This is a genomic window from Janthinobacterium sp. FW305-129, from assembly GCF_020858115.1.
GTDB lineage: Bacteria > Pseudomonadota > Gammaproteobacteria > Burkholderiales > Burkholderiaceae_D > Janthinobacterium.
This window is the reverse complement of sequence record NZ_JACYMM010000002.1, coordinates 509,737-534,851: the sequence shown is the minus strand read 5'-3', so window position 1 is coordinate 534,851 and position 25,115 is coordinate 509,737. Positions and strand designations below refer to the sequence as shown.

Below are 25,115 nucleotides of genomic sequence, written 5' to 3'. Positions count from 1 at the left end.
GGCGGTGCGGGTTTCAAGCGGCTGTATCAAGGTCTATTTCTTTTCCTGCTGGGCCTTCTTGATATCCGCTTCGCTGACTTTTTTCGCCGGCGCCTGCGTGGCCGGCGAAGTCGGGGCCTTGCGGGTGGCGTTCGCTTGGGCCATGACGGCGGCGCAATCCGTGTCGGGGGCCTTGTCGACGTTGACCAGGGGCAGCAGGGCGGCCAGCGGGGTGACGACGGTGGCCAGGGCCACGGCGGCGCCCGCTTTTAGGGCCAGCGGGCCTTTTTGCGGGCCCACGTCCGGGTTCTTGAACGTGCCTTTCGCGTACAGCGGCGTGCGCAGGGTGATGATGCGGGCGCCCTTGGTACGGGGACGCACGTCGAGGTCCAGGGTTTCGTGGGCCAGGTTGACGTTACCCGTGATGTTCACCACGGCCGTGTCCGTGTCGAGCACGAAGCGGCGCACGTCGGCCTGGCCATTCGTGACGGCGAAATCGCTGGCCAGGCAGTTCAGGTGCACCTGCTTGTCGCCAAAGATTTTTACGAACACGGCATTGGCCAGGTTCAGGCCCGCCAGTTCCAGCATGAACTGGCTGACGGAGCCTTCGCTGACGGTGGCCGCCAGTTCGCCATTCGCGCTGGCCAGCATGGCGGAAATGGAATTGCCGTGGCCCGTCAGCGCCGCATCGCCATACACTTCGCCGAAGCTCGCTTGCATCGATTGCAGCTTGGGAAACAGTTCGCGGATTTTGAGGTGGCGCGCCGCCACCTTCGCTTGCGCGGCGATGGTCTTTTGACGGCCGTCGAGCGTGATGTTCGACGTGATGTCGCCACCGGCCATGCCGAAGTTGAGCGGCGTCAAACTGAGCACCTTGTCTTTCATGTGGATGTTGGCGACAATGTCGTTGAGCGGGATATCGTGCGTGCGCACGAGTTTCTTGCCCGTGAATTTGACGTCGGCATCGAGCGCATTCCATTTCGCCGTGTTGAACTGTTCCACGGGTAAGGCTTTATTGTCCGGCTGCACGGGCGCCTTGCCGCGCGCCTGCTTTTGCGCATTGCTGTCGGCGCCGATGGTGGGGCCCAGGTCTTCCAGGCGCAATTGCTGCGACGTCACTTCGCCGCGCAGCAGGGGGCGAGGCTGGCGCGGTAAATATTGCAGGGTGCCGGCCAGGTCGCTCTGGCCCACCGTGCCCTTGAAGTTCTGGTACGTCCAGCTCCAGGTGGCGCCGTCCTTCTTGCCCAGCAAGCGGCCCTTGGTGGCGTAGTCCGGCGTTTCCGGCAGCAGCACGCCCGTCAGCGGGTACAGGTCGGCCATGCTGGCGCCGGCCAGGCTCAGTTGCAAGTCGATGCCGGACAGCGAACGCGGGTCCGTCAGGGTGCCATCAATGCTGGCCTTGTTCTTGCCCAGCACGGCATGCGCCTGCACGGGATAGACGGTGTTGTTGTCGGTCAATGACAGCACGGCGCCCGCCTTGCCGCCGCCCGTCACGGGCGCCTTGCGGTAGCTGCCGCCCAGGGTGAATTCGATGCCGTATTTTTGCATGGGGGCGTTGCCTGGCGCATCGCCCGGCGTGGCGTCGGGCGCCGTCGAGCTGACCTTGGCACGCAGGTCCAGGGCGATGCCCTCGTCCAGATAACGGATGGCGCCGTCGGCGAAGGCCATGCGCTGGATTTCCACGTCCCATGCCGACGGGCCATTGTCTTTCAGGGTCCAGCTATTGCTGCCGTCGGCGCGCCGCTGCAGGGCGATATTGGGTGCGTCGAGCGCCAGGTCCGTCAGCACCAGCTTGTGCCGCAGCAGGGGCAGCGGGTGGAGGGCCACGTCGATGCGTTTCGCGCTGGCCAGTTGCGGGCCGGCCGTGGCCCAGTCCGGGTTGCTCATGCGCACATCCTGGGCGCTGATGACAGGGCGCGGCACGTAGCGGCGCCAGCCCGGCTCCGTTTTGAGGCCTTGTTTCCATTTCACCTGCAAATCGCCGCCGATGACGAAGCTGCGGCCCGTGCTTTCCGACACCTTCTCGTTGATGTAGGGGCGGGCGCGGTTCCAGTCGAAGGTCAGCACGAGGATGACGAGGATGGCAATCAGGGCCAGCAGGGCGGCCAGGCTCCAGCCGAGCATTTTCAGGGGTGTCGAGCGTCTCATGGGAATGCCAATCGCAGTGATTTTTCATCAAGGTAGACCGATTGCTCATATCGGTCGGTGCGCTGGGTTACGTAGGCAGCGCGATTGCTGGCATTGATTCCATAATTCGATTATTATTGAAGTATGGAAAACGAAAATACAATCGCAACGCAAGCTGCGCCGCTGACGAGCACGGCTGCCATCTCGGCCCTGGCCGCGCTGGCACAGGAATCGCGGCTGGCCGTGTTCCGCCTGCTGGTGCAGACGGGGCCCGAAGGCATGGCCGCGACGAAAATCGCCGACGCGCTGGCAATCGCACCCTCGTCCCTGTCGTTTCATCTGAAAGAACTGGCGCACGCCAATCTGGTGACGGCAAGCAAGGCGGGGCGCTCCATCATCTATGCGGCCAATTACGCGGGCATGAACGGCTTGCTGGCCTTTTTGACCGAGAACTGCTGCGCTGGCGCGCCTTGCTGCGTCAGCGAACCACATTTACTGAAGGACATCACGACATGACGATCACGATCTATCACAACACCGCTTGCGGCACCTCGCGCAATACCCTGGCCCTGATCCGCAACACGGGTGTCGAGCCCGTCATCATCGATTACGTCAAGCAGCCGCCTTCGCGCGAGGAACTGGCCGACCTGATCAAGCGTGCGGGCCTGTCCGTGCGCGCGGCCATGCGCGACAAGGGCGCCCTGTACGATGAGCTGGGCCTGGCCAATCCGGATTTGCCCGAAGCGGCCCTGCTGGACGCCATGCAAGCCCATCCTATCTTGATCAACCGCCCCATCGTCGTCACGGAACTGGGCGTGCGCCTGTGCCGGCCGTCGGAAAAAGTGCTGGAAATCCTGCCGCTGCCGCAGCAAGGGGCATTCGTCAAGGAAGATGGCCAGGCCGTGGTGGGCGCCGACGGCAAGCCGGTGGCATAAATGGAAGAGTTGCCGAACATCAGCGCCGCCCATCTGGACGTACCCAGCCTGGATAAATTGGCGCCGATCAATGTGTCCACGCATGCACCGCGTATCCTGTTGCTGTATGGTTCCTTGCGCGAGCGCTCGTACAGCAAGCTGCTGACCCTGGAAGCGGAGCGTATCCTGCGCCATTTCGGCGCCGACACGCGCGTGTTCGACCCGCATGGCTTGCCCATGGTCGACAGCGTGTCGCCCGAGCATCCGAAGGTGCAGGAGTTGCGCGCATTGTCGCTATGGTCGGAAGGGCAAGTGTGGTGCAGCCCCGAGCGGCATGGCGCCGTCACGGGCGTCTTTAAATCGCAGATCGACTGGCTGCCGCTGGAAACGGGCAGCGTGCGACCCACGCAGGGCCGGACTCTTGCTGTGATGCAAGTGTCGGGCGGCTCCCAATCGTTCAATGCCGTCAACGGCTTGCGCGTGCTGGGGCGCTGGATGCGCATGGTGACTATCCCGAACCAGTCCTCGGTGGCCAAGGCGTACCAGGAATTCGACGATGACGGCCGCATGAAGCCGTCGCCGTATTACGAGCGCCTGGTGGATGTGATGGAGGAACTGTATAAATTCACCTTGCTGGTGCGCGACCGCCGCGACTACCTGGGCAGCCGCTACAGCGAACGGCTGGAGGCGGCGCCGGCCATCGTGCAGGAATTGGCGAATGCGGCCATGGAGCATGAACGGCAGTAATAAAAACGGCGCCAGTGGCGCCGTTTTTTATTGATGCAGGTCAAACACGATCAGTGATTGCGATCCACGGCAAACGAGCACAGTTGCAGCATGGATTGTTTATAAACACTGTCAGGCCAGCCGGCGATGGCATCGGCGGCGCGCTGGCCGGCGATTTCCGCCTGCTTGCGCGTGTAGTCGAGGGCGCCGCTGCTGGTGATGGCCGTCAGGACGGCATCGAAATGCTGTTCGTCGCCTTGCTCGATGCAGCTGCGCACCAGTTCGCGTTGCTCTGGCGTACCATTTTCCATCAGCCAGATCAGCGGCATGGTTGGTTTGCCTTCGCGCAAGTCGTCGCCCACGTTCTTGCCGATTTCGGCGGCGTCGCCAGCATAGTCGAGCACGTCGTCGATCAGCTGGAAAGCCGTGCCCAGCGAGCGGCCGTATTCGGCGGCCGCTTCGATGTCGTCTTCGCTGGCGCCGGCGATCAGGGCGCCCAGTTGCGCCGAGGCTTCGAACAGCTTCGCGGTCTTCGAGCGGATGACGTTCAGGTAGCTGTCCTGCGTCACGTCCGGATCGTGCATGTTCAGCAACTGCAGCACTTCGCCTTCGGCGATCACGTTGGTGGCATCGGACAGGATTTGCATGACGCGCATATTGTTCAGCGATACCATCAGCTGGAACGAGCGCGAGTGCAGGAAGTCGCCCACCAGCACCGAAGCCGCATTGCCGAACAGGGCGTTGGCCGTCTGGCGTCCGCGGCGCATCGACGATTCATCGACGACATCGTCGTGCAGCAGGGTGGCGGTGTGGATGAATTCGACCACGGCAGCCAGTTCATGGTGCGCCGTGCCGCGATAGGCGTGGGCATTGGCCACCAGCAAGATCAGCACGGGACGGATGCGTTTGCCGCCTGCGCTGATGATGTATTCGGCGATCTGGTTGATCAGAATCACATCGGAGTGCAACTTTTGGCGGATCACCGTATTGACTGCGTCCATATCGGCGGCAATCGTTTGCACGATGGTGTTTTGGTTAACGTGTTTGTTAGCGTCAGACAAGGCGAACCTGCATTAGATTGTGGGTGCCGCGATTATACGACAAGGCTTGCGCGCGCGTGATGTTTGCCTATGGCTGTAGGGCAATTGTTTGATCTTGTTGGCATTGGCGTGTGTTTTCCTGTCTGCCTGGCGCAAGCCTGACATGGTGGTCAGGTTGTCGACATACCACGATCATCAAGCTTTGTGAATAGTTTTTGACGCAATTTCTCAGTCCGTGTATAATCGCTGGTTCCCCCTGTTGTGCACGGCTTGCTTTTCATGGCAGTGGGACAAATTCTTTCAACATTTGATGAGGTTTCAAATCATGTACGCGGTCATAAAAACCGGTGGCAAACAATACAAAGTTGTCGCTGGCGAAAAACTTAAAGTAGAACAGATACCGGCAGACATTGGTTCCGAAATCACCATCGATCAAGTTCTCGCAGTAGGCGCGGGCGACAGCATCAAGTTTGGTGCTCCATTGGTCGAAGGTGCAACGGTACTGGTTACGGTTGTGGCGCATGGTCGCCATGATAAGGTCAAAATTTTCAAGATGCGTCGTCGTAAGCACTACCAAAAGCATCAAGGCCATCGCCAGAATTTTACCGAAATCCAAATCGTTTCGATCAACGGCTAATCGCCGCTGTTTGACGCAGTTTGTCTACATAATCAGCTATCAAGGAGTCTTAAATGGCACATAAAAAAGGCGGCGGCACAACGCGAAACGGCCGTGATTCAGAATCAAAACGTCTGGGCGTTAAAGTCTACGGCGGCCAAGCTATCAATGCTGGCGGCATCATCATTCGTCAACGCGGCACCCCAGTGCGCGCCGGCGAAGGCGTAGGCATGGGCAAGGACCACACGTTGTTCGCGCTGATCGCGGGCAAAGTGAAGTTCGTTGTCAAAGGTGCCGGCTCGAAGCAATTCGTGACCGTTGTACCAAACGAAGCAGTACCAGCGTAATTCATTGGCGGAGCGCCAGTTCGCTCCGCAATGATCGCATGATGTAAGGCGCAAGCCTTCAATCGAAAGGCTCTGCCCAAGGTAGAGCCTTTTTAGTTTTATGGCGGCAAAATTATGAAGTTTATCGACGAAGCAAAAATCGAAGTCATCGCGGGCGATGGCGGCAACGGCTGCGCATCTTTCTGCCGTGAAAAATTCCGGCCTTTCGGCGGTCCCGATGGCGGCGATGGCGGCAAGGGCGGGTCCATCTGGGCCGTGGCCGACCGCAATATCAACACGCTCGTCGATTTCCGTTTCTCCAAAATGCACAAGGCTCGCAATGGCGAGCCTGGCCGTGGCGCAGATTGCTATGGCAAGGGCGCCGATGACATCCACCTGCGCATGCCGGTCGGCACCTTGATCATCGACAACGCGAGCGGCGAAATCCTCGCCGATTTGACCGAACACGGCCAGATCGAACTGCTGGCCAAGGGCGGCGAAGGCGGCTGGGGCAATATTCACTTCAAGTCCTCGACCAACCGCGCACCACGCCAAAAAGGCGAGGGCAAGGAAGGCGAACGCCGCGAACTGCGCCTGGAATTGAAAGTACTGGCCGACGTGGGCCTGCTGGGCATGCCGAACGCCGGCAAGTCGACCTTTATTTCGGCCGTCTCGAACGCGCGTCCGAAAATTGCCGATTATCCATTTACCACCCTGCACCCGAACCTGGGCGTGGTGCGCGTGTCGCACGAGAAGAGCTTTGTGATCGCCGATATTCCCGGCTTGATCGAAGGCGCTTCCGAAGGCGCGGGCCTCGGCCATCAATTCCTGCGCCACTTGCAGCGCACGGGCTTGCTGTTGCACATCGTCGACCTGGCGCCGTTTGAAACCAATGTCGATCCTGTCAAGGAAGCCAAGGCGCTGGTCAAGGAGCTGAAAAAGTACGACGAGTCGCTGGTCGACAAGCCGCGCTGGCTGGTGTTGAACAAGCTCGACATGGTGCCGGAAGAAGAGCGCAAGAAGATCGTCAAGGATTTCCTCAAGCGTTTCGCCTGGAAAGGTCCCGTTTTCGAGATTTCCGCGCTGAACCACCAAGGTTGCCCGGAACTGGTGAATGCGATTTATCAACATCTGGAAGAGAAGAAACACAGCGAAAGCCGTGCCGAAGAAACGCAGATGACCGAAGAAGCACGCGGTATCTCGTCGATCGACCCGGATGATCCGCGTTTCAAGATTCTCGACTAAGAGCCTTACCCTGATGCCGGTACAGACGATCGCTGTCGCGCCCGCGCGCAAGCAAGCGTGGCAGCGCCGTGTATTGCATCTGATCGCGTATGCTTACGGGCTGAGCGCGGTCGCCTGCCTGCTGTTCGCCGACGAGATGGCGGCCGGCATGGGCATCTTCCTCAATGGCGTCGATGGCTACAGCCAGTTCTACGCTTCCCATGTCGGTGTCTGGGGCGCTACCGCGCTGCTGGCGCTGTTCGCGGCACGGCAGGGCGAACCGCCCATCCTCGGCGATATCACTGCAATGTTGGTCCTGGCGCAGCCCGCCGGCCGTCTGTTCGCGGCCATCAGCTTCGGCTTGCCTCAGGGTTTTGTGTTGTTCATGTGCGCAATCGAGCTGACGGCGGGGCTGGCCTTGCTGCTGCTGCGTCCTGCGCGCTGACGTCTATTAAGTGAAGAGCGCCGCCCCATGGATTCCGTGATTCAAAAAGCTACCCGCATCATCATCAAAGTCGGCTCCTCGCTGGTCACCAACGATGGCCGCGGGCTCGACCATGCCGCCATCGCCCGCTGGGCCGCGCAGATTTCCGGCTTGCGCGCCCTGGGCAAGGAAGTGGTGCTGGTGAGTTCCGGCGCCATCGCCGAAGGCATGCTGCGCCTCGGCTTCGAGCAGCGCCCCACCGATATCCACGAATTGCAGGCGTGCGCCGCCGTCGGCCAGATGGGCCTGGCGCAAATCTATGAAAGCAGCTTCCGCGCCCACAGCCTCGGCACGGCGCAAGTGCTGCTCACGCACGCCGACCTGGCCGACCGCGAACGCTACCTGAATGCCCGCTCCACCCTGACGACCCTGCTGCGCCTGGGCGTGGTGCCGATCATCAATGAAAACGACACGGTCGTCACCGATGAAATCAAGTTCGGCGACAACGACACCCTGGGCGCCCTCGTCGCCAACCTGATCGAGGCCGATGCGCTGGTGATCCTGACGGACCAGCACGGCCTGTTCTCGGCCGACCCGCGCAAGGATCCGAACGCTTACCTGATCACGCAGGGCATCGCCGGCGATCCGGCCCTGGAAGCGATGGCGGGCGGCGCCGGCTCCAGCCTGGGGCGTGGCGGCATGCTGACGAAAATCCTCGCCGCCAAGCGCGCCGCCAAGTCCGGCGCGCATACCATCATCGCCTGGGGCCGCGACAGCGACGTGCTCAGCCGCCTCGCGCAGGGCGAAGCGATCGGCACGGAGTTGCGGGCGCAAACGGGCCAATTGACGGCACGTAAGCAGTGGATGGCCGATCATCTGCACACGGCCGGCGCCGTCGTGCTCGACGCGGGCGCCGTGCAAAAGCTGCGCCAGGAAGGCAAGTCCCTGCTGCCGATCGGCGTGACGGGCGTGAACGGGGAATTTGGCCGCGGCGCCGTCATCACCTGCGTCGACGTGGATGGCGTGCCCGTGGCGCGCGGCCTGTCGAACTACACGAGCGGCGAAGCGCGCCGCATCATGCGCAAGCCGTCCACCGAGATCGAGTCCATCCTCGGCTACATGGAAGGCCATGAGCTGATTCACCGCGATAATATGGTCTTGCTGTAAATGCTTGCTTGCAGGCAGTAGAATGTCAAAACGGCCCCTGCGGGCCGTTTTTTTTCTTTACACCACGGCCGGCATCGGCGACTTGTCCTTGTAGTCGCACAGGTCGGCGATCATGCAATTCCAGCATTGCGGCTTGCGCGCCGTGCAGGTGTAGCGCCCGTGCAGGATGAGCCAGTGGTGGGCGTCGTGCAGGAATTCCTTGGGGATGAATTTCAGCAGTTTTTGCTCGACGATATCGACATTCTTGCCTGGCGCGATGCCCGTGCGGTTCGAGACGCGGAAGATATGCGTGTCGACCGCCATCGTCGGTTCGCCGAACGCCGTGTTCATGACCACGTTGGCCGTCTTGCGGCCCACGCCGGGCAAGGCTTCCAGCGAGGCGCGGTCGCGCGGCACTTCGCCGCCGTGCTGATCGAGCAGGATCTGGCAGGTGGCGATCACGTTCTTCGCCTTGGTGCGGAACAGGCCGATGGTGCGGATGTAGCTGGCCAGTTCGTCCACGCCCAGGGCCAGCATCTTGGCCGGGGTATTGGCGACCGGATACAGCAAACGGGTCGCCTTGTTGACGGACACGTCCGTTGCCTGCGCCGACAGCAGCACGGCGATCAGCAGCTCGAACGGCGTCGTGTATTCGAGTTCCGTTTTCGGGGACGGGTTGGCGGCGCGAAAGCGCGTAAAGATTTCCAGGCGTTTGGCGGCGTTCATGCGTCTTTTTTCGGGGCGTTGGGGGCGGGCGGTTCGGTCTGGGCGCTGGCGGCGGCCTTGGCGCGCGCGCGCTCCATGGCGGCGGCGATGATGGCGCGCTTGCGCTCCTTTTCCGCCTGTTCGTCGGGCGTGACGGGCACTTCCTGCGTCACTTCGCGCATCTTGGCGACGGCCTTGGCGGCCAGGCGCGCCTCGTTTTCCTCGCTTTCGCGGCGCAGGCGCTGCGTGCGGAAATCGTGGCGCGCGCGCGCGTCGTCCGCTTCCGCCTGGCTCCAGGCATCCCAGCCCGTGGCGTCGCCGCTGACCGGGTACATGACGATGCAGTCGACGGGGCAGGGCGCCACGCACAGGTCGCAGCCCGTGCACAGGCTGGTCACCACCGTATGCATCTGCTTGGCGGCACCGACGATGGCGTCGACGGGACAGGCCTGGATACACAGGGTGCAGCCGATACACAGCGATTCGTCGATGTAGGCGACAGATCGCGGACGTTCGAGGCCGTTGACGGGATTGAGCGGAATGACTTTTTTGCCCAGCAAGCCGGCCAGGCGCACGATGCCCTGCGCGCCGCCCGGTGGGCACTGGTTGATGCCGGCGCTGCCTGCGGCAATCGCTTCCGCATACGGGCGGCAGCCGTTGTAGCCGCATTTGGTGCACTGCGTTTGCGGCAGCAAGTCTTCGATCTGGTCGGCAAGTGAGGGAGGAACGGGATGCGGCACGGTCGTCTTCAATACGCTAAAACGTCATTATCGGCCATCTGGCCCGCATACAAGTAAAAACCTGTGTTGCGAGAGGGGCATAGCGGGCTGTTGCGGGCGCGCCGCAATCGTATTTTATTTCTCCTGGGAATGTCAAAGTGCAAATAAACAACTTTGAAAATTCCTTTTTTTATGGGAGCATGATTTTTATCAAGCCAGTGATCAAAAAAAGCCGACCGCCAGTCCTGTTGCCGCGCCTGCATTGCCATGCGCGCCAGGCCATAGGAGCAAAACATGCGTTTCCTCCGGACAGTTGGTTTGCCCTTCTGTTTGTTCATGCACTCTGCACTTGCCCTTGCACACGGGCAGGCTAGCTCCCCCATGGCGGCGCCGGGCGCTGCCAGTTCGCGCATCGTCCGCTTCGCGGCGGAAGACTGGCCGCCCTTTATTTCCCGCAGCCTGCCGGCCGACGGCATGTCGGGCGCGATGGTCAGCGCCGTCTTCGAGCGTCTCGGCTATACGGTCAAATATGAGTATTTTCCCTGGAAGCGCGCCATGCAGTTTGGCCTGGCCAGTCCCCGCTATACCGGTTTCCTGGCCGTCTGGCGCACGCCCGAACGGGAAAAACTCTGCCACTTTTCTGTTCCGGTTGGCAATACGCAAGGCGTGCTCGCATATCTGAAGGAAGATGGCGTGCCTGGCGCCACCCTGGCGGAGCTGGGCCAGTTGCGCATCGGCACCGTGGCCGGCTATTCGAATGGAGAACAGTTCGATGGCATGGTGGCGCGCGGCGAGCTGAAGACGGAAGAGGGCTTGAACGACGCGACGAATCTGAAAAAACTGTTCATCAAGCGCTACCGCGTGATCGTCATCGAGCGCCATGTCCTGCAGCACTTGCTGATGGGGCGCAACTTCAGCAAGGCCGAGCGGGAACGCATCGCCATCATCGATACCGTCTTCAAGGAGCGCCCCGTGCACGTGTGCTTCCAGCGCACGGCAGACGGCGCGGCGCAGCAAAAACGCTTCAACGAAGCGGCCCGTGAAATCGATACGGCCAGGCTGGAACGCGATTACTGGAAGCGGCTCGACCAGAGCCTGGCTAGTGCCCCGTCCCTTCCCTGACGTCCCGCGGCACTGTTGTTAGTTGCCAAAACGAAATATCTAAATACGAAACCATTCGTTCTTGTTTGTTTGTCCATCCTTTAGTCTGCAGCCACTGTGTTGACGACTTTGAAAGGATGTTTTCGTATGCTGGAACTGATTCACAAGCATTCCCCCGCACCACGCTTGCGGCAACTGGCGCACGCCGTCTCGCTGGCCGTGCTCGTGCTGGGCGCGCCAGGCGCGGCCCATGCGCAAGCGGCGGCGGACGACGCCGGCGCGCTCGCCGGCGCGCCGCTGGACGCCGTCATCGTCACGGGCGCGCGCGGCACCGGCCGCACGGTGGCCAACAGCGCCGCGCCGATCGACGTGATCAGCGCGCAGCAATTGCAGGCGACGGGCAAATTGAACCTGCTCGATGCGCTGGACACGGCCTTGCCATCGTTTAACTTGCCGGCCCGCGTACAGCCCGACCTGGGCAGCATCGTGCGCGCGGGCCAGCTGCGCAACCTCGACCCCTCGCATACGCTGGTGCTGGTCAACGGCAAGCGCCGGCATACGACGGCCATCGTTAATGAGGATGGTTTTCCCGGCTCCGTCGCCACCGATCTGGCCCTGATCCCCACGGGGGCTATTGCCCGCGTGGAAATCCTGCGCGACGGCGCTTCCGCCATCTACGGTTCCGACGCCATCGCCGGCGTCATCAACATCATCCTGAAAGCGGATGACAAGGGCAGCTTCAGCACGCAGCTCGGTTCCACCTACGACGGCGACGGCACCAACGGTTCCGCGCGCATCGACGGCGGCACGCGCCTGGGTGAGCACGGCTTTGCCCACTTCGGTGCCGAAGTGCAGCGCCAGGGCATTGCCGTGCGTAACTTCGGCTTGAATCCCGGCTATCTGTCGTATCCGGCCGTGCGCAACAGCGATGGCCAGCTGGTCAAATTGGGGCCGAACAACAGCTTGCCAGCCGGCGCTTCGCCTAACCCGGCCGAAGCGACGCGCAACAGCAATCCCTGGCGCAATACGGGTGTCCCGCAAAGCACGACCGCCTCGCTCAGCGCCAACGTCGGCTATGACGTGTCGAACGAGGTGCAACTGTACGGCTTCGGCACGTATGCGCACCGCAATGCCCGCTCGGCGCAGAATTTCCGTCTGCCCAATACCATTTTCAATAACAACAAGGGCTTGCTGGCCGTGTATCCCGACGGCTTCACGCCGTATGAAACGACGAGCGAAAACGACTTTTCCTTGACGGGCGGCATCAAGGGCGAGACGGCGGGCTGGAGCTGGGATATCAGCAGCACCTACGGCCGCGACGATATCGACGTGGGCGTGGAGCACTCGGCCAACTACTCGCTGACTTATCCGGGCGGCAAGACGGATTTTGATATCGGCAAGCAGCGCTACAGCCGTTCGACCACCAACGCCGACCTGCGCCGCCCCGTGCAGCTTGGCTTGAGCGAACCGGCCGACCTCAGCGTCGGCCTCGAGTATTCGCATGAAACGCAGCAACGCAGCCCGGGGGAGCCTGTTTCGTGGCAGGGCAGCGGTTCGTCGGCGCTGGCGGGCTACCTGCCCGTCGATGCGTCCGACACGGCGCGCCACAGCTACGCGGCGTATATCGGTCTGGGCGCCAAACTGACGCCGCAGTTGCTGCTCGATACGGCCTTGCGTGCCGAAAAATATTTCGATTTCGGCAGCAAGACGACGGGGCGTTTGTCGGCCCGCTATGACGTCACACCCGCTGTCGCCGTGCGCGGCACCGTCAGCAATGGCTTCCATGCACCGAGCCTGGTGACGCAATCGTATTCGAACACGTCCGACCATGCGGGCGTGCCCTACACCCTGGCGCAGCCCAATTCGCTTGCGGCGCGAGCCTTGGGCGCGCAAGCATTAAAACCGGAAAAATCGACGAATCTGTCGGCCGGGTTGACCTTCAATCCTACGCCGACCCTGCGCCTGGCCGTTGACGCGTATCAAATCAAGGTCAGCGACCGCCTCGGTGTGTCGTCGAACATCGGCATCGACCGCAGCTCGGGCGTGGCGCTCGACGGCAGTGGCCGGCCGCTGACGGCGGCGCAAGCGGGCGTGATTGAAAACCTGCTGCGTTCGGCGGGCTTGACGGTCGGCAATGGCCTCGTCGCGCATTATTTTGCCAACGTGGGCGACACGCGCACGCGCGGCATCGATTTCACGGCGGAAGATGTGCTGCGCGTGGCCGACGGCAAGCTGCGCTGGACGGCGGCGGCGAATCTCAACCATACGAGCCTGGTGGGCAAGGCGGAACTTCCCGCCGTGCTGCAAGGCTTGCCGAACATCGGCACCCTGAGCAAATCGGCCGAGTACGACTTGCTGTACCGCGCGCCGCGCGACAAGGAAATCCTCACCCTGGCGTATGAAAAAGCCGGTTGGGCATTCAATGTACGCGAGACGCGCTACGGCAAGCTCAAGCGCCTGAACGCCATCACGGGCGGCGATTACCAGCTGAAAGCCGCCTTTGTGACGGATGTCAGCATCGGCTACGACATCAGCAAGCGCATCAACGTGACGGTGGGCGCCAACAATGTCTTCGACCAGAAACCGAGCCAGGTGCCGCGCGAGGCGCGCAGCGCCGCGAATCTGGCGCAGTACACGGGGGCTTACGACAACTCGGGGCCATTGGGCGTGCTGGGCGGCTATTACTACGCCCGCGCAACACTGTCATTCTGATTTGCCGCATCCCTCTACCGATCATCAAGAACAGGAACTCCTATGTCTGACAAAAATCAACACGCGGCCATCGACCTGGAATGGGCCAATCTCCTTTCTCCGCAGCGCCGCACGGTCTTGCGCGGCGGCGGCCTGGTGGCGGCGCTGGCCGCCTCGGGGCTGGCGGGGACGGCGCTGGCGCAGGATGGCGCCGTGAAACGGGTGAAGCCAGTATCCGGCAAGAGTCCGTGGGGCGAGCATACGGACACGGCGCCTACGCCGCGCCCCGTCAGCGTGCGGCCCGGCGAGGAAACCTTGCCGGGCAAGCCGCGCGCCTATACGGATATCGAGAGTTATCACGCGCATATCTATTTTGACGAAGACAGTTACCAGAAGGCGGCGCTGATACGCAAGTGGGCGGCCGAACGCTTCCAGATCGAGCTGGGCGACTGGAACCTGGAGCCGCGCGGCCCGCACGTGACGCCGTCGTTTTACTTTGGCTTTACCAATGACCTGATATCGGTGATCGTGCCGTGGCTGCAGCTCAACAGCCTGGGCCTGACGATATTGATCCACCCGAATACGGAAGATCCGCGCGCCGACCACCTGTATTACGCGCTGTGGGTGAACCGCTCGCAGCCCGTGAATGGCTATGCGATGAAGAAGCCGGGGCCGGGCGAGCCGAGGGTCGAGCAAATCTTTGTCAATACGCGCCCGACGGTAAAAATCGAGCGCGCGTGAGCCGGGCATAAAAGAAAACGCCACGCCAGTATGAACTGGCGTGGCGTTTCGATGGAGATACCGTGTATTAGCCGTGCTTCTGAATGAATTCGCCGATTTTCGGGCAAATGATCTCGCGCCAGCGGCGGCCCGAGAAGATGCCGTAATGGCCACATTTCGGCGCCACGAAATCTTGCTGCATCTCGGCAGGGATGCCGGAACACAAGTCATGCGCTGCCTGCGTCTGGCCGGCGCCGGAAATGTCGTCCAGTTCGCCTTCCACGGTGAACAGCGCCACGTTCGTGATGTCTTGCGGGCGCACCAGCTGGCCGCCCACTTTCCACGTGCCCTTCGGCAGGCTGAATTCCTGGAACACGGTCTTGATCGTTTCCAGGTAGTACTCGGCCGGCATGTCCAGCACGGCGTTGTACTCGTTGTAGAACTGGCGGTGGCCTTCCGCCGGTTCGTCGTCGCCCGTCACCAGGTGCATGTAGAACTCGCGGTGGCTTTGGGCATGGCGGCCCGGGTTCATGGCGATGAAACCGGCGTGCTGCAGGAAGCCCGGATACACCTTGCGGCCAAAGCCCGGGTAGTTCGGCGGCACCGCGTAGATCACGGTGTTTTCAAACCACGAGAATTTCTTTTCCGTCGCCAGGTTGTTCACTTGCGTGGGCGAGCGGCGCGGGTCGATCGGGCCGCCCATCATCGTCATGGTTTTCGGCATGTGCGGATCTTTGGCCGTCGCCATCAGCGAAATGGCAGCCAGCACGGGCACGGTCGGTTGACAGACGGAAATGACATGCAGGTCGGGCGCCAGCAGGCGGATGAATTCCTGCACATAATAAATGTAGTCGTCCAGGTGGAACGGGCCTTCCGTCAGCGGTACCATGCGCGCATCCGTCCAGTCGGTGATGTAGACATCGTGCTCGGCCAGCAAGCCGCGCACGGTATCGCGCAGCAGGGTCGAGTGGTGACCGGACAGGGGGGCAACCAGCAAAACTTTGGGCTGTTGCAAGCCAGTGGTTTCTTTTTTGAAGTGAATCAGGCGGCAAAACGGTTTTGTCACGACAACATGTTCGCGGATGTCGACGCTCTCGCCCTGGACGAGAACGGATTTGATGTCGAATTGTGGTTTTTCGTAGTCTTTGCCAAGGCGGTACATCAGCTCGTAGCCGGCTGCGATGCGTTGCGAAAACGGGGTGTGGGCCAGTGGAGAAACCGGGTTGGTAAATAACTTGGAGGACATGTCTGCCCATTGCATCACCGGAGTGAGGAAAGAGCGTTGCAGTTCGTGCAGTTGGTAAAGCATATAGAGTCCTTGTTTAATTCCAAGCGCCAATATCGGCTCAAATATCATAATCCAATTTTACGATATTTGTTGAGGACAAAATGTGCTTTACCGCGCACAGGTCCACAGTTTGCGCTTTGCTGTGACAGCGCGCCACACTTGCGTGGATAGACCTGCAACGATGCCATAAAAGCAAAAAAAGCAGCGTTTCCGCTGCTTTTTGTACATTTTTTTGCCGCCACGCCCCTGCGGGGAAGAGTCTCCGCCGGAACTGCCGCCGCAACTGCCGCGCGCTTAGCGCACCAGCATGTCGAGCTTGTCCTTGACGTCCTTGTATTGCTCGGCTTCCGGCAAGGCAGCCTTCGTCTTGGTGATCGAGGGCCAGTTGCGGGCCAGATCGACGTTGATCTTGATGAAGGCTTGCTGGTCGCCCGGCACGTCTTCTTCCGCGAAAATCGCGTTCACCGGGCACTCTGCCACGCAGACGGCGCAGTCAATACATTCGTCCGGATCGATTGCCAGGAAGTTCGGGCCTTCCCGGAAACAATCTACCGGGCAGACATCGACGCAGTCGGTATAGCGACAGGCGATGCAGGATTCGGTGACAACGTGGGTCATAACAGTCCTATCAATTTGGGGGGAGGTGCTGTAGCGCCTGCAGGAACCTCGGCGGCGCATACTAAAGCAAAGCATTGTATTTTAAGGCAATTCGCTATTTCTCACAAATCCCGCTTATATACAATACATATAAGCAAATTCATTTTTTGGCAGTGCCGTTGCTGCGCAGAGCGGGCATTTCAGCGACTATCCGGGACGTTGCCATGAAGAACGCGGCAAGAAAGCGACAGTCGCCCGCCGCGGCAGGATGCAGGGCGGGTGGCGTGCTGGCTTGCCGTGTGGTGTTTTTGTTTTACTCAAATCAAGTGCGGTACAAAATACATGCCAAAAAATCAGGCGCTGGCACGTATTTGCGTCAGCAACTGTTGCCAACGTGCATTTTCTGCGCTGCCATCCTCGGCAAACGTGATGGTGCGCCGCGCGGTGGGCGCATCGACGGTGATCTGCCAGTGGGGGATGTCGGCGCCTAGCTGTTCACCCGTTGCTTGCTGGTGCGTGAAAAAGCCGCTGCTGGCCAGTGCCGCTTCCAGCCTGGGGCCAGCCGGATGGGCTTGCGTATCGATCTCGTACTGTTCGCTCAGGCCGGCAAAGCCGCCGCTGCTGCGGGCTGAAATTTTCATGCTGCTCCTTGCTATCGATGGTGGTGGGGTACGCCATGGCCTGCCGCCGGTGCAACTGGCCTGAAGCGGGCGCGCCGGTGCGCTGCCGTACGGTGCACTGTACTGTTGTTGGGCTGTACTTGTACTGTTTACCGGGGACCGTAGCTGCGGCACCAGGCGGCCAGCGCTTCGCGTTCCGCTTCGAGCAATTGATCCGATTCGCTGTATTCCGCATGGTTCATCGTACCGCAGCAGGCGCGCCTGTCTTGCACGGCGTCGTCTTCGTCGACAACATCGGGGGCAAACGTCATCTGGCCATCGTCCGTCATGGCATTGGCCTTGAGCACTTCGCGCACGGTAAAGCTGTTGCGGATGAAATCGAGGTAGGCGCCGTTGCCGTCGGCCTGGGCGATGGTCAGCATGTGGCCGGCCACGTCGGCATACGTGGCGGCCTGCTCGGGCGATGCCACCAGGGCGCGCAAGACCAGGCTGCGCAGGTAGTCGCCGCAGCGGTGCAGCACGGCCGCGTCGTCTTCCAGCTGGGGCTGGCGTTCGTGGGCAAAGATGTCGGCCAGGATGTCGTAGATGGCGCCCGTAAACACTTGCGAGATGGCGTGCACTTCCGTGCCTGCTTCCGATAATTTGATGTCGTTGTCGGCATTGCGCAAGCCATTGGGACGGCCCAGCGCCAGGCCGAATTGCTCCGCCAGGTCGGCCAGGAAGGTTTTATCGTGCAGGTCGGACTTCGTTTGCGCGATCACCGCCTCCACCTGGTCCAGCTGCGACAGGGCCAGGAAGATGGCCGTCAGGTCGCCGAACGATTCGTGCAGGCCGCCCGTTTGCGGCGGATTGTTGCTGAGCAGCCAATTCGGCTTGAGGCCATCGAGCACGGCGTGCCCCGTTTCATGCGAGACGATATCGAGCGAGCGGCAGGTGTAGACGCGCTCGGTGGCGCCGCTGGGGATGAAGTCGCCGAACTTGAGCGCCTTGTCGCTGCGGCTGTAATACGCGTTCATGACGTTGGGCAAGCCGTGCGGGAATACGCGCAGGGGCGCCGTATTGCTGGCGCTATTCCATTGCCAGGGCAGGGGCGGCGCCGTGTCGTTGCTGGCCAGCGCCCTCTGGTACATGGTGAGCGTCATGCGCACGATGGCAAAGGTGTGCACGGCGTCGAACTGGTCGGTGTTGGGCGAGACGATGAAGTCGCCGAAGGCATTCGGGCTGACTTGCGCGATGCCCGGTTCGCCAAACGTGATGCGCGCGTCGCGCGGGCCTTGCAGGATCAGCCCGGGCAAGAAGGCTTTGCGCGTGCCCAGGTCGCTGACGGACGGGTCTTGCTTCCAGATCAGCACGCGCGAACCGACGGGCACGGCGGCCAAGTTGCGGGCCGTTGCCTCGCTCAGGCGCGGCGGGCCCGGCTGCAAGGTCAGTTGCGCATTCTTGCGGTGCTGGCGATACGGCGCCGAAGGAGTAGGGACGTAGCCGACGGGCAGGGACACGCATTTGGTCAGCACGGCTTCGACCGGCACGATGACTTTCTGGTCCATGGTAGCTCTCCAAGACACTCGCAACTGGAACTGGAATAGTCGTCCCGCTTCGGCGCGTCCGGTTTGATCGCGCGCAAACGATATGCGGGAAGGACGGGCTTTTTTAGCCGCCCGGCGCCGGCTGCGGCCGTGCCCGCCGCATGGCGGCTGGTATGATGCTGGCCGTATTGCCCCGTTTTTATAATAAAAGGATCGTTTGATGGCGGATATAAATATAGTTCAGCAACATAAGCTGACAGCGGTAAAGGCGCGCGAAGCGGCGCAGCAAGTGGCCGACAAGCTGGCCCAGGAATATGACCTGGCGTGCGCCTGGGATGGTGACGTGCTGCGCTTCGAGCGCAGCGGCGTCGATGGTTCGCTGACCCTGGAAAAAGAGCAGGCGCAACTGCAAATCAAGCTGGGTTTCATGCTCAGCGCGTTTGCTTCCACGATCGAAGGCAAGATCGCCGAGAAGATGCGCAAGGTGTTTACCGAGTCAGCTTGATGGCGTTTCACGCGCTTGTCTGGCGCCCCGTTTGGTGCTAGGAAGCGTGCCGCAGCAATGGGCGAAAAGACGATGAAAACACGTCTCTTTTCGCCTTTTTTACGTCTGACTGTACGCTAGCGAACATTGCTATCACATTTCTATTTGGAAAGCTATTGGACTTTTGTGTCTTTTTGCGTTATACTTGAGTCATATTTACAACAGCTACACCGCGTTTCACCTTCTGCTTCGCAGTACTCTCCGCTCGCTGAGTGGTGAATAATTCTTCGGGTTTTACACCCGCATCCAGTTAAAAGTAGCTTGGTCGATTTTTTTTTCGGTCAAATACATTTGGTGCCATGTATTTGCATGGCGCTAGCGTTGTTAAAAGTCCTGAACCACAGCCTCTTTTAGCACGCACACGGCACCCCGGCACCGGCTTAGGCCATCCGCTGGTCACACGCGTGTCACCCCCTGTTTATTGTCGCTCCCGTGCGCATTTTGGCGCCGTGGCGTAGCCGACGCAACAGGGTTTGCTGATTCCCGCCGCAAGCTAGCAGGCTTGCTGGGTTTCAATCCATTCGTCAAATCGAGGGAGAACCACATCGTGGCAAAACAAATCATTATCGACCATGTGTTCAAAGTGTTCGGCGACAAGCCAGAAGAAGCACTTGAACTCGTCCGCCAGGGCGCCAGCAAGCAGGACATTCTGGCCAAGACGGACTGCACCATCGGCGTCTTCGACGCCACCTTTACCATTGAAGCGGGCGAGATCTTCGTCATCATGGGCCTGTCCGGTTCGGGCAAGTCGACCCTGGTGCGCATGCTGAACCGCCTGATCGAGCCCACCGCCGGCCGCATCCTGATCGACGGCAACGACATCAATACCTTGCCGGACGCCCAATTGCGCGCCCTGCGCCGCAAGGACATCAGCATGGTGTTCCAGTCGTTCGCGCTGCTGCCGCAAATTACCGTGCTCGACAACACCGCCTTCGGCATGGAGCTGGCCGGCATGCCCAAGGCCGAGCGCCATGCGCTGGCCCAGCAAGCGCTGGAGCAGGTGGGCCTGGACGGCTACGGCGCCAGCTATCCCGACGAATTGTCGGGCGGCATGCAGCAGCGCGTGGGCCTGGCCCGTGCGCTGGCGTGCGATCCATCGATTTTGCTGATGGATGAGGCGTTTTCCGCGCTCGATCCGATTATCCGTACGGAAATGCAATCGGAACTGCTGCGTTTGCAGCAAATCAAGCGCCGCACCATCGTCTTCATTTCGCATGACCTCGATGAAGCTATGCGCATCGGCGACCGCGTCGCCATCATGAAAGATGGCCATGTGGTGCAGGTGGGCACGCCGGAAGAGATTTTGCGCAAACCGGCCAACGATTACGTGCGCAACTTCGTGCGCGGCGTCGATGCGGCGGCCGTCTTCAAGGCCAGCGATATCGCCCGCAAGAGCCAGATCGTCGTGTCCGAGTCGCCGAGCCGCGGTTCGCGCGCCGCGCTGTCGATGCTGGAAGAGCAGGATCGCGCGTTTGCCTACGTCGTCAATCCGCAGCGCAAGTTCCTCGGCGTCGTCTCGGCCGATTCGCTGCGCAGTGCGCTCGACGGCCATGTCGGACCGCTGGGCCTGGCGCATGCCTATTTGCCCGACGTGCAGACCATCAATGCAGACGAGCCAGTCGCCGGCCTGTTCGGCCAGGTGGCGCAACTGCCTTACGCCGTCCCTGTGGTGGCCAATGACGGCAGCTTCCGCGGCGCCATCAGCAAGACAACCTTGCTGAAGTTCCTCGACCGCGATACGCCAGCCATTGCCGAACAACAACAGAAAGGACAAGCATGAACCCAAGCACCGTTTCCACAGTAGAACCTGTTGTTGAACAGGCCGCGCAGATCAATCCCTGGGCGCTGACGCCGCCGACCGACGCCAGCACCGCGTGGCTCGATGCCGCCGCGCCCGCCGTGCAGCCGGAACACGCGACCGGTTTTCACCTGACGCAGATTTTCGACGGCTCGCTGCCGCTGGAAAGCTGGATCAACCAGGGCCTGGGCTGGGTCGTCGCGCATTTCCGCCCCTTCTTCCAGGCCGTGCGCGCGCCGATCGACAGCGTGCTGTCCGGCGTGGAAGGCGTGCTGCTGGCGGCCCCGTCGCTGACGGTGATCGCCATCATCGGCTTGCTGGCGTGGCAATTTACCAGCCGCACCCTGGCCATCGGCACCGTGCTGGCGCTGCTGCTCGTGTCGATGCTGGGCATCTGGCCGGAAGCCATGACCACCCTGTCGCTGGTGCTGACGTCGCTGGCCTTCTGTCTGGCCATTGGCTTGCCGCTCGGTATTTTCCTTGCCAGCAGCGACCGCGCACAGAATATCCTGCGCCCCCTGCTGGACGCCATGCAGACGACGCCCGCCTTCGTCTACCTGGTGCCCGTGGTGATGTTGTTTGGTATCGGTAATGCGCCGGGCGTGATCGTGACGATCATCTTTGCCCTGCCGCCGCTGGTGCGCCTGACCAACCTTGGTATCCGCCAGGTGCGTCCCGATCTGATCGAAGCGGCCCGTGCCTACGGCGCCTCGCCGTGGCAGCTGCTGACCCGCGTGCAGTTTCCGCTGGCCATGCCGTCCATCATGGCCGGTATCAACCAGTCGCTGATGCTGTCGCTGTCGATGGTCGTGATCGCCTCGATGATCGCCGTCGGTGGCCTGGGCCAGATGGTATTGCGCGGCATTGGCCGCCTGGACATGGGCCTGGCAACCGTGGGTGGCCTGGGTATCGTGCTGCTGGCCATCACCCTCGACCGCTTGACGCAAGCGATGGGCCAGCCACGCCGTGGCGTGCGCCACTGGTACCAGACGGGCCCTGCCGGTTTCGTGCTGCGCCTGGTGCGCGGCAACACGGAGAAAAATAATGTTGAACAGCAAGCAACGCTGGCCAACGCACAATAAGAAAGGATTTACATGCATCAAATTGACAATTTTAAAGTGACGCAAAAATCGCAACGCAAGTTCCAGCTGTTTTCCGCCCTGGCGATCGCCGCCATGGCGCTGACCACCAGCCTGGCCATGGCGCAGACGCCGGCCGCCGATGCGCTGCCCGGCAAGGGCGTCAAGGTCCAGCCGCTGCAAAGCTCGATCGCGGAAGAAACCTTCCAGACCATGCTGGTCGACAAGGCCCTGGAAAAGCTCGGCTACGACGTGCAGCCGATCAAGGAAGTGGAATATCCGACCGCGCATATCGCCATCGCCAACGGCGACGCCACCTTCATGGCCGTGCACTGGGACCCCATGCACAAGGATTTCTATAACAATGCGGGCGGCGACGCCAAGCTGCTGCGCACGGGCCAGTATGCGGGGCCGGCCGCGCAAGGTTATCTGATCGATAAGGCGACGGCCGAGAAGTACAACATCACGAATATCGACCAGTTGCGGGACCCGACGCTGGCCAAGCTGTTCGACCACGATGGCGACGGCAAGGCCGACTTGACGGGCTGCAACCCGGGCTGGGGCTGCGAAGCGCTGATCGAGAACCACATGGATGCGTACAAATTGCGCGAGACAGTGACGCACGTGCAGGGCAGCTATGCGGCCCTGATCGCCGACACCCTGGGCCGCTACAAGCGTGGCGAACCGATCCTGTACTACACGTGGACGCCGTACTGGGTCAGCGGCGTGCTGGTGCCGGGCAAGGACGTGGTCTGGCTGAAAGTGCCATTCTCGGCCAATCCGGACAAGGTGAATACCCGCCTCGACGATGGCAGCGATTACGGTTTTGCCGTCAACACGGCCCGTATTGTTTCTAACAAGGAATGGGCGGAGAAAAATCCGGCCGCGGCCAAGTTGTTCGAGGTGATGCAATTGCCCGTGGCGGACATCAATGCGCAGAACGAGCGCATGCGCCGCGGCGAAAACACGCAGGCCGATATCGCCCGCCATACGGCCGGCTGGATCAAGTATCACCAGCAAAAGTTTGACGGCTGGATCGCGCAAGCGCTGGCGGCGGCAAAAAAGTAAATTGCGGCTGATACAGGCGTAAATACAGGCGTAAAAAAAGTGGCTACCGGTTTGGTAGCCACTTTTGCGTTAACGGCCTGTTTTGGTGGTTTTTGGTGAGTTTTCAGCCGTTTTCGGCCTGTTTCTCTGCACAACAGGCATTTTCGGCGTTTAATCCTTCAAGTCTTCGATCAGGTCGATGTATTGCTGTTGCGCATCTTCCTTCGAGGTGCCGGCCAGGGCCGCCCAGGCATCGAACTTGGCGCGGTTGACGAAGTCGGTCATGCCGGGGCGCTCGCCCGTGGCGTCGCCGCTCGACGCTTGCTTGAACAAGGCGTAGATTTTCAACAAGGTCATATTGTCCGGACGCTCGGACAGGGTCTTGGAATCGAGCTGCGCTTGGTCGAATTGCTCTTGTAAACTCATGATGGCTCCTGTGTACAGATGGAATCGCTGGAAAAGTGCGGCAGGCGCGGCGGAGTGGCCACCGTGCGTGCTGCAGTGCCTGACATCATAGTGAAAAAAGCGCGCCGTGCATTAGAGGACACACTCAAAACAAAAACGCCGCCGCTGCGTGAGCAGGGGCGGCGCCTGGTACAGTCGCTTGAGCGCTGCGGAGTCGGTGCTTATACGCCCAGCAGTTCGACGTCGAAAATCAGGGTGGCGTTCGGTGGAATCACGCCGCCGGCGCCGCGGGCGCCATAGCCCAGTGCCGCCGGGATGATCAGCTGGCGCTTGCCGCCCACTTTCATGCCTTGCACGCCTTCGTCCCAGCCTTGAATGACGCGGCCGGCGCCCAGCGGGAATTCGAATGGGTCGTTGCGGTCCTTGCTCGAGTCAAATTTCGAACCGGCGCTGCCGTCGTCGTTCTGCAGCCAGCCCGTGTAGTGCACGACAACATTGTTGCCGGCTTGCGCTTCAGCGCCTTCGCCGACGACGGTATCGATGTATTGCAGGCCGGAAGCGGTAGTGGTGGTGGTCATGATAATCCTTGTGTAGGCGATGAAAGCTTCAGATTGTAGAGCAATGAGTTGCAAAGCGCCATTCCAGGCCCGGAGCGAAGAAAAACCGGAAATGAAGGCGATGTGTGGCCGCCCGGTGCATTTAAGGGGGATTTCACACAATAAATACGGTGTTCCACGTAAAATGCATGTTTTGTATTTAACAGTGATTTCTTCCATGTTCCGCAGTCTACGCCGCCTTGTTTTTTCCTCGCTGTGCCTGGTTTCCGCAATATCGACGGCGCAAGCCGAAGTGGTGGTGGTGCTCAATTCCCGTGATGCTACGGTGCAACTGTTGGACCAGAAAACCTACGCCCCCCTGTCCACCTTTGCCGTCGGCAAGGAACCGCACCATCTGATGGAGACGCCGGACGGCAAGTCGCTGATCGTCGCCAGCTCCGTCGGCAACGAGCTGATCTTCCTCGACCCCGTGTCGGGCCAGATCCAGCGCCGCATCAGCAATATCCTCGACCCGTACCAGATCGGCTTTTCGCCGGACCAGAAATGGTTCATCTCGAACTCGCTGCGCCTGGACCGCATCGACCTGTACCGCTACGATGGCAAGAACCTGACCCTGGCCAAGCGCATCGCGCTGCCGAAATTGCCCAGCCACATGGCCTTCACGGCCGACAGCACCATGGCGTTCATTACGCAGCAGGGCAGCAACCAGGTCAGCGCCATCGACCTGGCCACGCAAACGGTGAAATGGACCATGCCCGTCGGTCCGGCGCCGGCCGGCATCACGATGACGCCCGACGGTAAATATTTGCTGGTCGGCATCATGGGCAGCGATTACGTGGAAGTGATCGACTGGCGCACGCAAAAGACCGTCAAGCGCATCAAGGCGGGCGCCGGCACGCACAATTTCCGCGCGCTGGGTGACAACCGCATGACGTTCGTCTCGAACCGCGTGTCGAACACGATTAACATCATCGACCAGAAAACCCTGGAAAACGTGGGCACCATCAATGTGCCCGGTGGCCCGGACTGCATGGAAATCACGCCCGATGGCAAGACCATGTGGGTAACCTTGCGCTGGATCAAGAAAGTGGCCGTGATCGATTTGACCACGCGCAAGGTGATCAAGACCATACCGGTGGGCCGCTCGCCCCATGGCGTGTATTTCGCCACGCACTCGCCGCGCATGTGATGACGGG

General features: G+C 61.0%; 27 protein-coding genes. 16 read left to right on the top strand and 11 right to left on the bottom strand.

All coding sequences use genetic code 11. From position 1 onward, the window contains the following. Positions 1–33 precede the first annotated feature (33 nt). Positions 34–2,127 (bottom strand): AsmA family protein, encoded by a 2,094-nt coding sequence (locus tag IGS61_RS06020; RefSeq protein ID WP_230538767.1) that lies wholly within the window; start codon positions 2,125–2,127, stop codon positions 34–36. A gap of 123 nt (positions 2,128–2,250) precedes the next feature. Here IGS61_RS06020 and IGS61_RS06015 point away from each other — a divergent pair, with 123 nt between their 5' ends. Genes IGS61_RS06015 through arsH form a run of 3 tightly spaced genes read left to right on the top strand, consistent with a single transcriptional unit; the run spans position 2,251 to position 3,767 of the window. Next, positions 2,251–2,622 carry an ArsR/SmtB family transcription factor gene (locus IGS61_RS06015; protein ID WP_230538766.1) on the top strand — a complete coding sequence of 124 codons (372 nt, stop codon included), beginning with the start codon at positions 2,251–2,253 and terminating at the stop codon, positions 2,620–2,622. Then, positions 2,619–3,041: an arsenate reductase (glutaredoxin) gene (gene arsC / locus IGS61_RS06010; RefSeq protein ID WP_230538765.1), complete on the top strand. Its 423-nt coding sequence runs from the start codon at positions 2,619–2,621 to the stop codon at positions 3,039–3,041. The genes IGS61_RS06015 and arsC overlap by 4 nt, the downstream gene beginning before the upstream one ends. Then, positions 3,042–3,767 carry an arsenical resistance protein ArsH gene (gene arsH / locus IGS61_RS06005; protein ID WP_230538764.1) on the top strand — a complete coding sequence of 242 codons (726 nt, stop codon included), beginning with the start codon at positions 3,042–3,044 and terminating at the stop codon, positions 3,765–3,767. It abuts the gene before it with no gap. 50 nt (positions 3,768–3,817) lie between these two features. Here arsH and ispB read toward each other — a convergent pair whose 3' ends face one another. Beyond that, entirely contained in the window at positions 3,818–4,807 is a 990-nt protein-coding gene (gene ispB, locus IGS61_RS06000) for an octaprenyl diphosphate synthase (RefSeq protein WP_099395339.1), read from the bottom strand. Between the two features lie 304 nt (positions 4,808–5,111). On the opposite strand from ispB, the gene rplU reads away from it, so the two are divergent. From rplU to proB, 5 genes are all read left to right on the top strand, one after another. Further along, positions 5,112–5,423, top strand: a complete 312-nt coding sequence (gene rplU / locus IGS61_RS05995; protein WP_034754730.1) for a 50S ribosomal protein L21 — start codon at positions 5,112–5,114, stop codon at positions 5,421–5,423. Between the two features lie 53 nt (positions 5,424–5,476). Then, positions 5,477–5,749 (top strand): 50S ribosomal protein L27, encoded by a 273-nt coding sequence (gene rpmA, locus IGS61_RS05990; RefSeq protein ID WP_070219281.1) that lies wholly within the window; start codon positions 5,477–5,479, stop codon positions 5,747–5,749. 114 nt (positions 5,750–5,863) lie between these two features. Further along, a complete protein-coding gene (obgE, locus tag IGS61_RS05985; RefSeq protein WP_071325171.1) occupies positions 5,864–6,973 on the top strand; it encodes a GTPase ObgE in 1,110 nt (369 codons plus the stop codon). A 13-nt stretch (positions 6,974–6,986) separates the two neighbouring features. Then, on the top strand, positions 6,987–7,397 hold the full coding sequence (locus IGS61_RS05980) for a hypothetical protein (protein WP_230538763.1): 411 nt from the start codon (positions 6,987–6,989) through the stop codon (positions 7,395–7,397). 27 nt (positions 7,398–7,424) lie between these two features. Then, positions 7,425–8,543, top strand: coding sequence for a glutamate 5-kinase (gene proB, locus IGS61_RS05975; RefSeq protein ID WP_230538762.1), 1,119 nt, complete (start codon positions 7,425–7,427; stop codon positions 8,541–8,543). 57 nt (positions 8,544–8,600) lie between these two features. On the opposite strand, the gene nth is transcribed toward proB, so the two are convergent. From nth to IGS61_RS05960, 3 genes are read right to left on the bottom strand one after another with little or no spacing between them, the layout of a single operon-like run. Next, positions 8,601–9,248 carry an endonuclease III gene (gene nth / locus IGS61_RS05970; RefSeq protein WP_230538761.1) on the bottom strand — a complete coding sequence of 216 codons (648 nt, stop codon included), beginning with the start codon at positions 9,246–9,248 and terminating at the stop codon, positions 8,601–8,603. Further along, complete coding sequence (gene rsxB / locus IGS61_RS05965) at positions 9,245–9,967, bottom strand: electron transport complex subunit RsxB (protein WP_230538760.1); 723 nt, start codon at positions 9,965–9,967, stop codon at positions 9,245–9,247. Before rsxB ends, nth begins: the two co-directional genes overlap by 4 nt. Positions 9,968–9,975: 8 nt before the next feature. Further along, positions 9,976–10,284 (bottom strand): hypothetical protein, encoded by a 309-nt coding sequence (locus IGS61_RS05960; RefSeq protein WP_230538759.1) that lies wholly within the window; start codon positions 10,282–10,284, stop codon positions 9,976–9,978. 43 nt (positions 10,285–10,327) lie between these two features. Between IGS61_RS05960 and IGS61_RS05955 the strand changes: the two genes are divergently transcribed. The 3 genes from IGS61_RS05955 (at position 10,328) to IGS61_RS05945 (ending at position 14,479) form a co-directional block, all read left to right on the top strand. Continuing rightward, positions 10,328–11,068, top strand: coding sequence for a substrate-binding periplasmic protein (locus tag IGS61_RS05955; RefSeq protein WP_230538758.1), 741 nt, complete (start codon positions 10,328–10,330; stop codon positions 11,066–11,068). Positions 11,069–11,194: 126 nt separating this feature from the next. Next, positions 11,195–13,759 carry a TonB-dependent receptor plug domain-containing protein gene (locus IGS61_RS05950; protein ID WP_230538757.1) on the top strand — a complete coding sequence of 855 codons (2,565 nt, stop codon included), beginning with the start codon at positions 11,195–11,197 and terminating at the stop codon, positions 13,757–13,759. A gap of 42 nt (positions 13,760–13,801) precedes the next feature. Continuing rightward, complete coding sequence (locus IGS61_RS05945; RefSeq protein ID WP_230538756.1) at positions 13,802–14,479, top strand: DOPA 4,5-dioxygenase family protein; 678 nt, start codon at positions 13,802–13,804, stop codon at positions 14,477–14,479. 67 nt (positions 14,480–14,546) lie between these two features. Here IGS61_RS05945 and IGS61_RS05940 read toward each other — a convergent pair whose 3' ends face one another. The 4 genes from IGS61_RS05940 to IGS61_RS05925 form a co-directional block, all read right to left on the bottom strand. Further along, positions 14,547–15,767 carry a polyhydroxyalkanoate depolymerase gene (locus tag IGS61_RS05940; protein WP_230538755.1) on the bottom strand — a complete coding sequence of 407 codons (1,221 nt, stop codon included), beginning with the start codon at positions 15,765–15,767 and terminating at the stop codon, positions 14,547–14,549. A 273-nt stretch (positions 15,768–16,040) separates the two neighbouring features. After that, positions 16,041–16,364 (bottom strand): ferredoxin FdxA, encoded by a 324-nt coding sequence (gene fdxA / locus IGS61_RS05935; protein ID WP_010395176.1) that lies wholly within the window; start codon positions 16,362–16,364, stop codon positions 16,041–16,043. 332 nt (positions 16,365–16,696) lie between these two features. Beyond that, entirely contained in the window at positions 16,697–16,984 is a 288-nt protein-coding gene (locus IGS61_RS05930) for a protealysin inhibitor emfourin (protein ID WP_230538754.1), read from the bottom strand. A 128-nt stretch (positions 16,985–17,112) separates the two neighbouring features. Next, a complete protein-coding gene (locus IGS61_RS05925; protein ID WP_230538753.1) occupies positions 17,113–18,510 on the bottom strand; it encodes a hypothetical protein in 1,398 nt (465 codons plus the stop codon). A 199-nt stretch (positions 18,511–18,709) separates the two neighbouring features. Between IGS61_RS05925 and IGS61_RS05920 the strand changes: the two genes are divergently transcribed. From IGS61_RS05920 to proX, 4 genes are all read left to right on the top strand, one after another. Next, the gene (locus IGS61_RS05920) at positions 18,710–18,994 is read left to right on the top strand and encodes a polyhydroxyalkanoic acid system family protein (RefSeq protein ID WP_230538752.1); all 285 of its coding nucleotides are present in this window, start codon (positions 18,710–18,712) and stop codon (positions 18,992–18,994) included. A gap of 586 nt (positions 18,995–19,580) precedes the next feature. Continuing rightward, positions 19,581–20,813, top strand: coding sequence for a glycine betaine/L-proline ABC transporter ATP-binding protein ProV (gene proV, locus IGS61_RS05915; RefSeq protein WP_086145175.1), 1,233 nt, complete (start codon positions 19,581–19,583; stop codon positions 20,811–20,813). Then, a complete protein-coding gene (gene proW / locus IGS61_RS05910; protein WP_230538751.1) occupies positions 20,810–21,913 on the top strand; it encodes a glycine betaine/L-proline ABC transporter permease ProW in 1,104 nt (367 codons plus the stop codon). Before proV ends, proW begins: the two co-directional genes overlap by 4 nt. Positions 21,914–21,925: 12 nt before the next feature. Continuing rightward, positions 21,926–22,978 carry a glycine betaine/L-proline ABC transporter substrate-binding protein ProX gene (gene proX / locus IGS61_RS05905; RefSeq protein WP_230538750.1) on the top strand — a complete coding sequence of 351 codons (1,053 nt, stop codon included), beginning with the start codon at positions 21,926–21,928 and terminating at the stop codon, positions 22,976–22,978. Positions 22,979–23,128: 150 nt separating this feature from the next. Here the strand turns inward: proX and IGS61_RS05900 are convergent, their stop codons facing one another. Both IGS61_RS05900 and IGS61_RS05895 read right to left on the bottom strand, forming a co-directional pair. After that, positions 23,129–23,383, bottom strand: coding sequence for an acyl-CoA-binding protein (locus IGS61_RS05900; protein ID WP_070219266.1), 255 nt, complete (start codon positions 23,381–23,383; stop codon positions 23,129–23,131). A gap of 200 nt (positions 23,384–23,583) precedes the next feature. After that, positions 23,584–23,940, bottom strand: a complete 357-nt coding sequence (locus tag IGS61_RS05895; protein ID WP_034760263.1) for an FKBP-type peptidyl-prolyl cis-trans isomerase — start codon at positions 23,938–23,940, stop codon at positions 23,584–23,586. 196 nt (positions 23,941–24,136) lie between these two features. Between IGS61_RS05895 and IGS61_RS05890 the strand changes: the two genes are divergently transcribed. Beyond that, positions 24,137–25,108 carry a YVTN family beta-propeller repeat protein gene (locus IGS61_RS05890; protein ID WP_230538749.1) on the top strand — a complete coding sequence of 324 codons (972 nt, stop codon included), beginning with the start codon at positions 24,137–24,139 and terminating at the stop codon, positions 25,106–25,108. Positions 25,109–25,115: the final 7 nt, after the last annotated feature.

What these genes read in the sequence shown, in the direction of transcription:
- IGS61_RS05955 (WP_230538758.1), top strand. Translation starts at nt 10,328, where the DNA reads ATGGCGGCGCCGGGCGCTGCCAGTTCGCGCATCGTCCGCTTCGCGGCG.
- IGS61_RS05920 (WP_230538752.1), top strand. Translation starts at nt 18,710, where the DNA reads ATGGCGGATATAAATATAGTTCAGCAACATAAGCTGACAGCGGTAAAG.
- IGS61_RS06015 (WP_230538766.1), top strand. Translation starts at nt 2,251, where the DNA reads ATGGAAAACGAAAATACAATCGCAACGCAAGCTGCGCCGCTGACGAGC.
- fdxA (WP_010395176.1), bottom strand. Translation starts at nt 16,364, where the DNA reads ATGACCCACGTTGTCACCGAATCCTGCATCGCCTGTCGCTATACCGAC.
- IGS61_RS05960 (WP_230538759.1), bottom strand. Translation starts at nt 10,284, where the DNA reads ATGAACAAACAGAAGGGCAAACCAACTGTCCGGAGGAAACGCATGTTT.
- IGS61_RS05940 (WP_230538755.1), bottom strand. Translation starts at nt 15,767, where the DNA reads ATGCTTTACCAACTGCACGAACTGCAACGCTCTTTCCTCACTCCGGTG.
- arsH (WP_230538764.1), top strand. Translation starts at nt 3,042, where the DNA reads ATGGAAGAGTTGCCGAACATCAGCGCCGCCCATCTGGACGTACCCAGC.
- proB (WP_230538762.1), top strand. Translation starts at nt 7,425, where the DNA reads ATGGATTCCGTGATTCAAAAAGCTACCCGCATCATCATCAAAGTCGGC.
- IGS61_RS06020 (WP_230538767.1), bottom strand. Translation starts at nt 2,127, where the DNA reads ATGAGACGCTCGACACCCCTGAAAATGCTCGGCTGGAGCCTGGCCGCC.
- rpmA (WP_070219281.1), top strand. Translation starts at nt 5,477, where the DNA reads ATGGCACATAAAAAAGGCGGCGGCACAACGCGAAACGGCCGTGATTCA.
- obgE (WP_071325171.1), top strand. Translation starts at nt 5,864, where the DNA reads ATGAAGTTTATCGACGAAGCAAAAATCGAAGTCATCGCGGGCGATGGC.
- rplU (WP_034754730.1), top strand. Translation starts at nt 5,112, where the DNA reads ATGTACGCGGTCATAAAAACCGGTGGCAAACAATACAAAGTTGTCGCT.
- IGS61_RS05980 (WP_230538763.1), top strand. Translation starts at nt 6,987, where the DNA reads ATGCCGGTACAGACGATCGCTGTCGCGCCCGCGCGCAAGCAAGCGTGG.
- IGS61_RS05900 (WP_070219266.1), bottom strand. Translation starts at nt 23,383, where the DNA reads ATGAGTTTACAAGAGCAATTCGACCAAGCGCAGCTCGATTCCAAGACC.
- arsC (WP_230538765.1), top strand. Translation starts at nt 2,619, where the DNA reads ATGACGATCACGATCTATCACAACACCGCTTGCGGCACCTCGCGCAAT.
- IGS61_RS05945 (WP_230538756.1), top strand. Translation starts at nt 13,802, where the DNA reads ATGTCTGACAAAAATCAACACGCGGCCATCGACCTGGAATGGGCCAAT.
- IGS61_RS05895 (WP_034760263.1), bottom strand. Translation starts at nt 23,940, where the DNA reads ATGACCACCACCACTACCGCTTCCGGCCTGCAATACATCGATACCGTC.
- nth (WP_230538761.1), bottom strand. Translation starts at nt 9,248, where the DNA reads ATGAACGCCGCCAAACGCCTGGAAATCTTTACGCGCTTTCGCGCCGCC.
- IGS61_RS05890 (WP_230538749.1), top strand. Translation starts at nt 24,137, where the DNA reads ATGTTCCGCAGTCTACGCCGCCTTGTTTTTTCCTCGCTGTGCCTGGTT.
- proX (WP_230538750.1), top strand. Translation starts at nt 21,926, where the DNA reads ATGCATCAAATTGACAATTTTAAAGTGACGCAAAAATCGCAACGCAAG.
- proW (WP_230538751.1), top strand. Translation starts at nt 20,810, where the DNA reads ATGAACCCAAGCACCGTTTCCACAGTAGAACCTGTTGTTGAACAGGCC.
- IGS61_RS05950 (WP_230538757.1), top strand. Translation starts at nt 11,195, where the DNA reads ATGCTGGAACTGATTCACAAGCATTCCCCCGCACCACGCTTGCGGCAA.
- IGS61_RS05925 (WP_230538753.1), bottom strand. Translation starts at nt 18,510, where the DNA reads ATGGACCAGAAAGTCATCGTGCCGGTCGAAGCCGTGCTGACCAAATGC.
- IGS61_RS05930 (WP_230538754.1), bottom strand. Translation starts at nt 16,984, where the DNA reads ATGAAAATTTCAGCCCGCAGCAGCGGCGGCTTTGCCGGCCTGAGCGAA.